The organism is Stenotrophomonas sp. 05N423 (genome assembly GCF_056397145.1).
This window is the reverse complement of the sequence record NZ_JBFTMV010000006.1, coordinates 23,182-35,176: the sequence shown is the minus strand read 5'-3', so window position 1 is coordinate 35,176 and position 11,995 is coordinate 23,182. Positions and strand designations below refer to the sequence as shown.

General features: G+C 68.6%; 6 protein-coding genes. 3 read left to right on the top strand and 3 right to left on the bottom strand.

The window, feature by feature from the left end:
• Nucleotides 1-49: 49 nt before the first annotated feature.
• Nucleotides 50-2,134: a TonB-dependent receptor family protein gene (locus AC1DGW_RS11045; protein ID WP_478023095.1), complete on the top strand. Its 2,085-nt coding sequence runs from the start codon at nucleotides 50-52 to the stop codon at nucleotides 2,132-2,134.
• A gap of 67 nt (nucleotides 2,135-2,201) precedes the next feature.
• On the opposite strand, the gene adhP is transcribed toward AC1DGW_RS11045, so the two are convergent.
• The 3 genes from adhP to AC1DGW_RS11030 form a co-directional block, all read right to left on the bottom strand.
• On the bottom strand, nucleotides 2,202-3,230 hold the full coding sequence (gene adhP, locus AC1DGW_RS11040) for an alcohol dehydrogenase AdhP (protein ID WP_478022777.1): 1,029 nt from the start codon (nucleotides 3,228-3,230) through the stop codon (nucleotides 2,202-2,204).
• A gap of 104 nt (nucleotides 3,231-3,334) precedes the next feature.
• Complete coding sequence (gene eda, locus AC1DGW_RS11035; RefSeq protein WP_478022775.1) at nucleotides 3,335-3,973, bottom strand: bifunctional 4-hydroxy-2-oxoglutarate aldolase/2-dehydro-3-deoxy-phosphogluconate aldolase; 639 nt, start codon at nucleotides 3,971-3,973, stop codon at nucleotides 3,335-3,337.
• Nucleotides 3,960-4,982, bottom strand: a complete 1,023-nt coding sequence (locus AC1DGW_RS11030; protein ID WP_478022773.1) for a sugar kinase — start codon at nucleotides 4,980-4,982, stop codon at nucleotides 3,960-3,962. The genes eda and AC1DGW_RS11030 overlap by 14 nt, the downstream gene beginning before the upstream one ends.
• A gap of 272 nt (nucleotides 4,983-5,254) precedes the next feature.
• Here AC1DGW_RS11030 and AC1DGW_RS11025 point away from each other — a divergent pair, with 272 nt between their 5' ends.
• Nucleotides 5,255-8,008, top strand: a complete 2,754-nt coding sequence (locus tag AC1DGW_RS11025) for a TonB-dependent receptor (protein ID WP_478022771.1) — start codon at nucleotides 5,255-5,257, stop codon at nucleotides 8,006-8,008.
• 139 nt (nucleotides 8,009-8,147) lie between these two features.
• Nucleotides 8,148-11,942, top strand: a complete 3,795-nt coding sequence (locus AC1DGW_RS11020) for a LamG-like jellyroll fold domain-containing protein (RefSeq protein WP_478022769.1) — start codon at nucleotides 8,148-8,150, stop codon at nucleotides 11,940-11,942.
• Nucleotides 11,943-11,995 lie beyond the last annotated feature (53 nt).

The following is an 11,995-nucleotide window of genomic DNA, read 5'->3' as shown; positions in this document are numbered from 1 at the left end:
TGCCGGCATGAAGCGATGCAAGCGGTTGTTTCCGGCGATCGGGTGGGCCATGGCGCTGCCGGCGACGGCATGGGCCGGCCCCGCGCCCGCCACGCTGGACGCCGTGCGGGTGCAGGCCGCGCGCGTGCATGCGGTCGACGATTTCGACCTGCCCGCGTCGATGACCAGCATCGACGTGGACGAGGACGGCAATGGCCGCGGCGCGCTGGTGTCCGAAGCCCTGGGTGGCGTGCCCGGCCTGTTGGCGCGCGAGCGGCAGAACCTGGCGCAGGACACGCAGCTGTCGATCCGCGGCTTCGGCGCGCGCTCCACCTTCGGCGTGCGCGGTGTGCGGCTGCTGGCCGACGGCGTGCCGGCGACGATGCCCGACGGACAGGGCCAGTTGTCGCACTTCAACCTGCTCGGCGCCGACCGCATCGACGTGCTGCGCGGGCCATTCTCCGCGCTGTACGGCAACTCTTCCGGTGGTGTGGTGCAGCTGTGGAGCGCCGACGGCCGGGCGGCCGACCCGTGGCGGCTGCGCGCCGCCATCGGCAGCGACAACAGCCGCAGTCTGGGCCTGCAGATCAGGGGCCAGGTTGCGGCCATGCACTACAACGTCGCCGCCAGCGATTACCGCAGCGATGGCTGGCGCGAACACAGCGCGGCGCGGCGCGAATCGCTCAATGCGCGGCTCGGATTCGAGCTTGCGCCGGGCCAGCGCCTGGACCTGCTGTTCAACGTGCTCGATGCCCCGCGCGCGCAGGACCCGCTGGGCCTGACCGCCGACCAGGTGCGCACCGATCCGCGCCAGGCCACCGCCGTCGCCAACCAGTACGACACCCGCAAATCGGTGCGGCAGGCGCAGGCCGGCACGGTGTACACGTTGGAACGCGAGCAGCAGACCTGGCGGTTGATGGCCTATGCCGGGCAGCGCACGGTCGAGCAGTTCCTGGCGATCCCGCCGGTGGCGCAGGCCAGCCCGCTGCATTCGGGCGGGGTGGTCGACCTGGACGGCGGTTACGGCGGGATGGATGCACGCTGGGCCTGGCATGGCGCGCTGGCCGGCCGGCCGCTGGAACTGGTGATCGGCGCCAACGCCGACCGCCAGCGGCAGCACCGCACCGGCCATGAAAACTTCGTCGGCGACACGCTGGGCGTCAGGGGTCGGCTGCGCCGCGACCAGCGCGACCGCGTCGGCAACGCGGACCAGTTCGCGCAGGCCTGGTGGCAGCTCGGCCCGCGCTGGTCGCTGCTGGCCGGGGCGCGCCACAGCCGGGTGCGCTTCCGTTCCGACGACCGTTACATCGCTGCCGGCAATCCCGACGACAGCGGCCGCCGCGACTATGCGGCCACCACGCCGGTGGCCGGGCTGGTGTTCCGCGCTGGCGAGAACCTGCGCCTGTATGCCTCGGCCGGCCGCGGCTTCGAGACGCCGACCTTCAACGAGCTGGGCTATCGCGCCGATGGCGGCGCCGGGCTGGCGCTGGACCTGTCCCCGGCCACCAGCCGCAACCATGAGCTCGGCGCCAAATGGCGTACGCAGGCCGGGGCGCGGCTGGAACTGGCGCTGTTCCGCGCCGACACCGACGACGAGCTGGCCGTGGCCAGCAACACCGGCGGCCGCAGCAGCTACCGCAACATCGGCGCCACCCGCCGCCAGGGCGTGGAGATGGGCTGGCTGCAGCCCATCGGCGAAACCCAGCGGCTGCAACTGGTCTGGACCTGGCTGCAGGCCAGCGTGCGCGAGGGCTACCTCGCCTGCACCGGCCTGCCCGCGCCCTGTACCGTGCCGCGCAACCCGGTGGCCGCCGGTACCGCGCTGCCGGGCGTGCCGCGCCGGCAACTGCAGGCGCGCTGGCGCTGGCAACCGGGTCCGTGGCTGCTGGCGGTCGAAACCGTGGCCGCCAGCGCCACGCCCGCCACCGACCTGGGCGACGAACGCGCGCCCGGCTATGTACTGCTGAACCTGGAGGCGGCCCGCCAGTGGCGGACCGCGCACGGCCCGCTGCGCCTGTTCGCGCGCGTGGACAATCTGCTGGACCGGCGCTACGTCGGCTCGGTCATCGTCAACGATGGCAACCAGCGCTACTACGAACCCGGCCCGGATCGCGGCTGGACGCTGGGCTTGGAATGGCAGTGGGGGCCGCGCTGAGGCGGAGATGGCACGGCCGCCGCGCCCGCGGGAGGGGACGCGGGCGACGGCGGTCATGCACGGGCGGTCAGGCGTTCATGTCCAGCACGACGCGCCCTTCGATCTGGCCGGCGCGCATGCGCGCGAACACCGCGTTGATGTTGTCCAGCGTATCGGTGGCGACCGTCGCGGCGACCTTGCCGTCGGCGGCGAACTGCAGCGATTCCTGCAGGTCCAGGCGGGTCCCGACGATGGAGCCGCGCACGGTGATGCCGTTGAGCACCATGCCGAAGATATCCAGCGGGAAATCGCCGGGCGGCAGGCCGTTGAGCGACACCGTGCCGCCGCGCCGGACCATGCCCAGCGCCTGCTCGAACGCCTTGGGCGATACCGCGGTCACCAGTGCGCCGTGGGCGCCGCCGATCTCCTTCTTCAGGAACGCCGCCGGGTCCGTGGTGCGGGCATCGACGGTGACCGCCGCGCCCAGCCGCCGCGCCAGGGCGAGCTTGTCCTCATCCACGTCCACCGCCGCGACGTTCAGGCCCATAGCCCGCGCATACTGCACGGCCATGTGGCCGAGGCCGCCGATGCCGGAGATCGCCACCCAGTCGCCCGGCTTGGTGTCGGTGACCTTCAGGCCCTTGTAGACGGTGACGCCGGCGCACAGCACCGGAGCGACCTCGACGAAGCCCAGGTTCTTCGGCAGATGGCCGACGTAGTCCGCGTTGGCCAGTGCGTACTGGGCGAATCCGCCGTTGACCGAGTAGCCGGTGTTGCGTTGGCTTTCGCACAGTGTTTCCCAGCCGCCCAGGCAGTGCTCGCAATGGCCGCAGGCCGAATACAGCCAGGGGATGCCAACGCGGTCGCCTTCCTTTACATGGTGGACGCCTTCGCCCACCGCGACCACATGGCCCACGCCCTCGTGGCCGGGAATGAATGGGGGCTCGGGCTTGACCGGCCAGTCGCCCTCGGCGGCATGCAGGTCGGTGTGGCAGACACCGCAGGCCTCGATCTTCACCAGGATGTCGCCGGCGCCCGGCCGCGGTACCGGCACCTCTTCGATGACCAGCGGTTGGCCGAATGCCCGCACTACCGCGGCCTTCATCGTCCTGTCCATGCGCGATCTCCGTCAGGGAATGCGCCTACTCTGGCGCCACTCGCCCGGCGGCGCATTGATCGTGATCACGCCCTGGACGCGCCGGGAAGCCATCCGACGCCGGGTCAGCCCGCCAACACTGCCGCCTCGCGCGCCAGCCGTTCGATGCCGGCCCAGTCGCGCGCCGCCAGCAGTTCGCGCGTGGTCAGCCACGAGCCGCCGACGCACAGCACATTGGGCAGGTGCAGGAACTGCGCGGCGGTCTGCGCGCTGATGCCGCCGGTCGGGCAGAAGCGCACGTCGCCGAACGGGCCGTTCCACGCCGACAGCATCGCCGCGCCGCCGGCCTGCACCGCCGGGAAGAACTTGAACGTATCCAGCCCCTGTTCCAACCCGCGCATCAGCTCCGACGAGGTGGCCACGCCCGGCAGGAGCGGCAGGTCGGTATCGCGCGCGGCGGCGTAAAGCCGGTCGGTGGCGCCCGGCGACACCGCGAAGCGGCCGCCGATGGCTTTGACCTGCTCCATCTGCCGCGCGTCGAGCACGGTGCCGGCGCCGATCACCGCGTCGGGTACGGCCTCGACCATCGCCCCGATCGCCTCCATCGCGGTGGGCGTGCGCAGCGTCACCTCGATCACCGGCAGGCCGCCGCGGAACAGCGCCTGCGCCACCTGCACGGCATCGTCGATGGCGTCGGGGGTGAACACCGGGATCACCGGCGCCAGCTTGAGGACGGCGCGCACGCGCGGATCAGCGGCGGACATCGAACCTTCCTTCGCCCACCAGGGCCATCACGTCGGCCACGCCGACCGGGTTGAAATCGCCGGGAATGGAGTGCTTCAGGCAGCCCGCGGCCAGGCCGAAGCGGATCGTGGCATCGGCGTCGAAGCCTTCGATCAGGCCATGCAGCACGCCGGCGGCGAAAGCGTCGCCGCCGCCGATGCGGTCGACGATGTCGGTCAGCTCCTCGGCCGGTGCGACCGCGCGGGTGCCGTCGCGGCCGAGCAGCATCGCGCCGAGCGAATGGTGGCCGACGCTGTGCGTCGTGCGCTGGGTGCAGGCCATGTACTGCAGGCGCGGGAAGGCGGCGAACGCCATCGCCGCGGCCGCATCCACGCGCGCCTGCGCGTCGGCCTGCGGAAACTCGCCTCCCAGCACCACGCCGATGTCGCGGTGGTCGGCGAACACGATATGCGCGCAGTCGAACAGGTCGCGCAGGATCGCCCTGGCGTCGCCACCCCAGCGCTCCCATAGCTTCGGCCGGAAATTGCCGTCGAAGGACACCTTGATGCCCGCCGCGCTGGCCGCGCGCGCCGCCGCCAGCGTGGCCTGCGCCGCCTCGGCGCCGAGCGCCGGGCTCACCCCGGACAGATGCAGCCACTGCGTGCCATGCAGCAGCGCCGGCCAGTCGTAGCTGTCGGCGCGCGCGTTGGCGAAGGCCGAATCGGCGCGGTCGTAGACCACTTCGCTGGGCCGGTGGCCGGCGCCGGTGGTCAGGAAGTACAGGCCCATGCGGCCCTCGCCGCGTCGCACACGGCCTGTGTCCACGCCATGCCGGCGCAGTTCGCCGGTCACCGCCGCACCCAGCGGGTTGTCGGCGACCACGCCGACCATCGCCACGTCATGGCCGAAGTGAGCCAGCGACACGCCGACATTGGCTTCGGCACCGCCGCAATGCACCTCCAGCGCCGGGGTCTGCAGCAGCAGCTGGTGGCCAGGTGCGCCGAGCCGCAGCAGCAGCTCGCCGAAACAGACAACACGGGGGGAACTCATCGGGACTCCTGTCGCGGTCTACATGGGCGGGAATGATGGCACGATAGTTTGACCATCGGTGTCATTGACCGGGAAATGTCCCTTGTCCCTGTCGGGATCGGCGCCGTAATGTCCCAAAGACAAGGGGTTGCGGCGGTTTAACCGCCTGTTGCAGTGCAAGATGCTCCCTCCCGGCGCTCCTGCTACTTTCGGTTTTGACCAGCGGTGTCATAGGCCTTTGGCACTACAGAAATCACCGCTTCGCATGTAAACCTTTGGAGAGGGGGAAACACATGTATCCACACAGCAAGCAGAAAAAGACACCGGTTACCTTACTCGCGCTGTCGATCGCGCTGGCCCTGCAGGCCGGCGCCGCGTCGGCCCAGGATGCCGGCACCGCCGCCACCGAACTGGACACCGTGACCGTCACCGGCTACCGCGCCAGCGTCGAGAAGGCGCTGGACATCAAGCGTGGCGAGGCCGGCATGGTCGACGCCATCGTCGCCGAGGACATCGGCAAGTTCCCGGACAGCAACCTGGCCGAATCGCTGCAGCGCATTCCCGGCGTGGTCATCACCCGCGACGGCGGCGAAGGCCGCCAGATCACCGTGCGTGGCCTGGGCCCGGATTTCACCCGCGTGCGCATCAACGGCATGGAAGCGCTGAGCACCGTCGGCAGCAGCGACGGCCAGGGCGGCACCAACCGCAGCCGTGGCTTCGACTTCAACGTATTCGCCTCGGACCTGTTCTCGCAGCTGATCGCGCGCAAGACCGCCTCGGCCGACGTGGAGGAAGGCTCGCTCGGCGCGACCGTCGATCTGCGCACCGCGCGTCCGTTCGACTATGACGGCTTCACCATGGTCGGCAACGTACAGGCCGGCTACAACGATGCCTCGCAGGCGGCCATGCCGCGCTTCGCCGGCCTGATCGCCAACAGCTGGGCCGACGGCAAGGTCGGCGCCCTGCTGTCGGTGGCGTATTCCGAGCGCGACACCGTGGAGGAAGGCACCGGCACCGTACGCTGGTCCGGCGGCACCACCAATGGCGGCTTCAGTCCGAATTCCGCGTTCAAGGAGGCATTGAAGTCCGACGTCTATGCGCCGCGCTTCCCGCGCTACACGCTGATGGAACACGACCAGAAGCGCCTGGGCGTGACCGGTTCGCTGCAGTTCAAGCCCAGCGACCGCACCACCTTCAGCCTGGACGCGCTGTACTCGAAGATCGACGCCAAGCGCGACGAGAAGTACATCGAGGCCAACGGCCTGAGCAAGTCCGATGACAAGGGCAAGAAGGAAATCCTGGTCAACGCCGGCGAAGTGCGCAATGGCGCACTGGTCTATGCGCAGATGGACAACGTGGATATCCGCGCCGAGAACCGCCACGACGAGTGGAGCACGGACTTCTACCAGCTCAGCCTTGATGGCGAGCACAAGCTGACCGACAACTTCACCCTCAGCGGCAGGGTCGGTACGTCGAAGTCCAAGCATGAGAATCCGGTCCAGGCGACCATCATGATGGACAAGCTGAACGTGCAGGGCTACAGCTACGACTACCGGGGCAACGCCAACAAGCCGGTGTTCAACTACGGTGTCAGCCCGACCGATCCGAACGGCTGGACGCTGTCCACCATCCGCCTGCGCCAGAACTACGTGACCAACGAGTTCCACAACGGCGAGCTGGACTTCGCCTGGGTCATCGGCCCGTCGTTCACCTTGAGCGGCGGCGTGCAGGGCAAGAACTACAGCTTCGGCTCGCTGGAGCGCCGCCGCACCGCGAACGAGGCCAATTCGCTGCCGAACTTCAGCACCGGCAACAAGATCGTTCCGGTCGACATGACCGAGCAGGCCAGCCTCAGCGGTCTGGCCGGTTCGCCGGGCAAGTGGGTGGTGCCGAACTTCGACGCCATCGCCAACATGTTCGGTGTACTCAGCGGCGAGGGCATCTATGCACTGAGCGATTACGCCGCCAGCAATCGCGGTGTCGAGGAACAGGACCGCAGCGGTTGGCTGATGGGCAAGTTCTCCACCGAAATCGGCTCGATCCCGGTGTACGGCAACATCGGCGTGCGCCACGTTCGTACCAAGCAGACTTCTTCCGGCGTCGCCACAGCCAGCGGCAAGCCGGTGCCTGCCACCGTGACCCGCGAATACAACGACACCCTGCCGTCGTTGAACGTGGTGGCCGAGGTCACGCCGGACTTCCTGGTGCGCTTTGCCGCGGCCAAGGTGATGTCGCGTCCGGGCCTGGGCAGCCTGACCCCGGGCGTGACGGTCAGCGTCAGTGGCAGCGCGAAGACGGTCAGCGGCGGCAACCCGATGCTCGACCCGGTGCGCGCCAAGAGCTACGACCTGGGCTTCGAGTGGTACCTGGGCGAAGGTGCCATGCTCGGCGCGACCCTGTTCTACAAGGACATCGGCAGCTACATCCAGAACACCAAGGAAAACCGGATCTATGCCGACAGCGGCCTGCCGGCCAGCCTTCTGGACAACCTCAACGCCAGTCCCAGCGACGAGTTCACCTTCACCGTGCCGATCAACACCCCCGGCGGCAAGCTGCAGGGCGTGGAGTTGAACTACGTGCAGCCGTTCACCTTCCTGCCGGGCAAGTGGAGCAACTTCGGCACGCAGCTGAACTACACCTACGTGGATTCGGACATCCAGTACCTGCTGTCTTCCGGCGCAGCCGCGCAGAAGGCGCCGATGACCGGGCAGTCGAAGAACTCGTGGAACGCCACCCTGTTCTATGAAGGCAAGAGCTTCTCCGGCCGCGTCTCGGCGACCAACCGCAACGACTACCTGATCGCGGTGCCGGGCACCGAAAAGGGCTTCGACAGCGACGCCAGCGGCGTGCACGGCCAGAGCGGCACCACCATCCTCGATGCGTCGATCCACTACCGCATCAGCAACCAGCTGGAGATCAGCCTGGAAGGCGCCAACCTGACCAACGAGGCGCAGGAATCGTGGGTGGCCAACCCGTCGGTGTCGCTGCCGCTGGAGTACAGCCAGACCGGCCGCACCTACACGCTGGGCCTGCGCTACAAGTTCTGATGCGTGATGCCCTCCCGGCGCAAAGCCGGGAGGGTTACGGAGATGGTGCGACGCAGGATGTGATGATGCGTCGGCGTCGCTAACTTGGCCCACCGCGTGCGGTACCGGCAACTGTACGCACGTTTCCAAGAGACGCACGATGTCACGACGTTCCGCCCGTTCCCCGCTCCACCTCTTGCTGCTGGCTTCCGCGCTGTCCGCCGCTCTCCCGGCGGCGGCGCATTCTTCCCCGGCGCAACTGCTGTTCCGCGTCTCGGCCGACCAGGGTTTCGTCGCCGACCAGGCGCAGGGCGATGCCGTGCCCAACTTCCAGGACAAGGTGAGCCTGGTAGACGACGGTGCGCATGGCCGCGCGATCCGCTGGGAAGACGACGGCGTGCTGTCGTGGAACGCGCCGGGCAACATCCGCGCCGAGCGCGGCACCCTGTCCTTCTTCTGGCGATCGCGCTATGCGGTGGGCGAAGCGCCGTTCGTGATTTTTCGCGTCGGCTATGCCGATCACAGCAGCTGGGACATGACCTGGCTGCGCATCGACTGGAACGGCCACGGCTTCGACGCCTTCGTCACCGACGCCAACCTTGCACGTACCCGTGTTTCCTTCCGGCTGGAAAAAAACCCATCGCCCGGACAATGGCAGCACATCGCCTTCGCCTGGGACGAGGACCAGGGCGTGCGCCTGTTCCTCGACGGTCGCGAAGTGGCGCGCGTGGAGACCACCGGTGACTATGACGCCGCGCTCGATCAGCTGGGCCTGGCCGGGCGGGTGATGGCGCCCTACCAGGTGCAGAGCCGCTACAACTTCCTGCGTGGCAGCGACGTGGACGAGATCCGCGTCTACGACCGCATGCTCGATGGCGACGACGTGGCCGCGCTGGCGCGCAATGTGGAGCCGCGCGCGGCTGATGCCGCGGCCGCCTCGCAGCGTGCGTGGTGGCATCGTTACGGTTGGGAGGGCGCGCCGCCGCCGGTGCTGGCCGCAGCGACGACGACGATCCGCAAGATCGAGTTCGCCGACGCCAAGGACAAGAAGCAGTGGATGTGGAAGGGCACCGATGGCATCGCCGAGACCACCTGGCCTGGCGTCTACAACCGCTCGCGCCTGCCCGGCCGCAATGACTACTTCCAGCTGCCGGACTGGAACACCTATGTAGAAGGCGGGCAACACCTCGATCTGACCGTGCCTGCCGATGAGCAGATCAACCGCATCGAGATCCGCGGCGCCGCCTTCGGCACGCTCGACGGCGATGCCGGCACCCTGTTCACCCGGCCGAAGGGCGTGGTCCGCAGCGTGAATGATTTCGCCGCGCAGACCGGCGGCGCGCTGCGCTTCAGCAACGTCGAGCAGGAAACGCCGATCCAGGAAATCTGGGGTTACCGCGTCAGTGATGCGGCCGAGCCGCAGGGCACGGTCAAGCAGCGCTACCTGATCGACAGCAGCGTGCTGCCGGACTACACCAACGTCGCCGCGCTGCGCGACTACATCGACGGCCGCTTCGCGCCCGACGAACGCAGCGTGGTGATGGCGCTGCCCAAGGGTGCCGGTTCGCGCAGGCGTGCGGCCGGCTCGCTGCCGACGCACCCGCAGCCCATCGTGCACGTGCTCGTTCCATCCGGCGTCGGCGACGCGCCGGCGGCGCAGCCGTTGATCCGCAGCTGGGCCTACAGCTGGGAGAACATGCACGACGGGCTGGACGGCGTGGCGCTCGATCTTCCCGCGCTCGACCTGCCGGCAACGCATGACGGATTGATCCCGCTGAACATCCGCATCAAGGATCCGATCTGGCCGGCGCGCGACATGATGGACGTATCGGTCTCGGTGCGGCCCGGGCAGAAGCGCACGCTCTGGCTGGACCTGCGCGATCGCATCCTCACTGCCGACAGCCTGTGGATTTCCATCGCTTCGGCCGCGCCCGGCTTCAACGCCACCTCGCTGGACGGCGCGGAGGTACGGCTGGTGTTCAAGGACCGCAGGGAGGCGCTCAAGGAACACGTCGCCGACCGCTTCAACCAGGTGCGCGACAACTGGGGTTTCCTGGTCGAGGAACACACCACCTCCAAGCGCCAGCGCCTGTACGCGCGCGTCTACGCCGACCTGAGCGACCTGCTGCGCGTGGACCCCGAGCACGAGCTGGGCCGGCTGTACTGGAACTACATCAGCTACAACAGCCAGGGCCGGCCGCCGTTCCAGCAGCCGCAGCCGCCAAAGGGCGTGCCGCTGTGGGCATTCCGGCAGGTGGAAGACCTCAAGCGCGTGCGCCGCTTCGTCGACTGGTGGATCGACAACCGCCAGGTCGAATACGGCGATTTCGGCGGCGGCATTTCCGACGACACCGACCTCACCCAACAGTGGCCGGGGCTGGCGTTGATGGGCGTGGAGCCCGACCGGCTCAATGCCTCGCTGACCGCGCTGTCCGACGCGGTGTACAAAAACGGCATGTTCTCCAACGGCCTGAGCACCATCGAGACCGACGAACTGCATTCCTACGAGGACGGCATCAACGCCAACAGCGCGATGCTCTACCTCAACTGGGGCGACCCGCTGACTGTCGAACGCCTGATGGAAACGGTGCGCGCCTTCGACGAGCGCATCATCCTGCGCAATCCGCAGGGGCAGCTGCTGTTCTCCAGCAACTGGTTCGGCGGCAACAAGGTGTACCGCGAACCGAACTGGCAATGGCAGAAGCCGTACTCGTTTCCGGTGCTGCACCCGGCGTTCCTGATGGGCGAATACAACGCCGATCCCACCGGCCGCAGGCTGGTCACCGGCCTGGCCGACAGCTATCTCGCCCACGCCTACGACGACGACAAGGGCCGCTGGACCCTGCCCAACGAGATCAACTGGGCCACCGGCAAGACCCGCGGCGGCGAACTGAACCAGGGCTCGGGCGGCGGCGACGTCATGCACACGTTCTGGGCGGCATGGCGCTGGAGCGGCGACGATCGTTACCTGAAGGCGCTGGACTACCGCGTGGTGCGGGGCGGCCCGAACGCGCTGTCCAACCTGGGCGAGAACTTCATCGACGTGCTCGGCCGCCAGCAGGACTGGGGCAAACAGCTGGTCGCCGACGCCGACAAGGGCGACACCGGCTTCGCCGCGGTCACCGCGTGGCAGCTGACCGGAGACACGAAGTACCTTGAAGCCCTGCACGCCGAAGGCATCCAGGCCAAGGCGCAGCGCGAGTACATGAACACCGAGGGCCATTGGTGGAGCGACCGCGTCGAGGCGCCCAGCGAGTTCCTGCAGCGCCTGCGCCTGGGCGGCATCGCGCTCAAGCGCAACCAGAGTTTCCCCGGCCACACGGTGAGCTGGCGTTTCGCCCAGCCCGGCGCCGCCGAGCAGGTGGCGCTGCTGGTGCACGCCCCCTCACGCGAGCGCTTCAAGGTGATCGCCTGGAACATGGGCGACAAACCGCTGGAAGCGGCGATGACCGGCTGGAACATCGCCGCCGGCACCTGGCGCATCACCAGCGGCATCGACCGCGATGGCGACGACAGGATCGATGGCAAGGCGCAGGTGCGCGAGGTCGCCCTGCAGCGCAGCGCCGCGACCACGTTGCGCTTCGCGCCGAAGCAGGCGCAGGTGTTCGAGTTCGAACTGGTCCAGGCGGCTGCCCCGGCGGAAACCCGCGGTGACCTCGGCATCGGCCGTGGCGATGTGCAGATAGTGGACGGGCGCGTGCGGCTGACCGTGCACAGCCTCGGCCATGTCGCCACCCGGCCCGGTCATGCGGTGATCGAGGATGCGCGTGGCCGCGAAGTGGCGCGGGTAGCGATTGAGGCATTGGAAGCGCCGCTGGACCTGAAGCCGCGCACGACGACGGTGGAACTGGCGTTGCCGGCTGGTTTCGACCGCAGCGGCGCCAGCGTGCGGGTGGTGCAGGAAGGCGATGCGGAGGAAGTGACGCTGCTCAACAACCGGTTGTCATTGCCGTAGGTGCCGGACTTGCCCGGCACGGGGCTTCAGCGGAAATGCCATATGCGGGGCCA

What these genes read in the sequence shown, in the direction of transcription:
- AC1DGW_RS11045 (WP_478023095.1), top strand. Translation starts at nt 50, where the DNA reads ATGGCGCTGCCGGCGACGGCATGGGCCGGCCCCGCGCCCGCCACGCTG.
- adhP (WP_478022777.1), bottom strand. Translation starts at nt 3,230, where the DNA reads ATGGACAGGACGATGAAGGCCGCGGTAGTGCGGGCATTCGGCCAACCG.
- eda (WP_478022775.1), bottom strand. Translation starts at nt 3,973, where the DNA reads ATGTCCGCCGCTGATCCGCGCGTGCGCGCCGTCCTCAAGCTGGCGCCG.
- AC1DGW_RS11030 (WP_478022773.1), bottom strand. Translation starts at nt 4,982, where the DNA reads ATGAGTTCCCCCCGTGTTGTCTGTTTCGGCGAGCTGCTGCTGCGGCTC.
- AC1DGW_RS11025 (WP_478022771.1), top strand. Translation starts at nt 5,255, where the DNA reads ATGTATCCACACAGCAAGCAGAAAAAGACACCGGTTACCTTACTCGCG.
- AC1DGW_RS11020 (WP_478022769.1), top strand. Translation starts at nt 8,148, where the DNA reads ATGTCACGACGTTCCGCCCGTTCCCCGCTCCACCTCTTGCTGCTGGCT.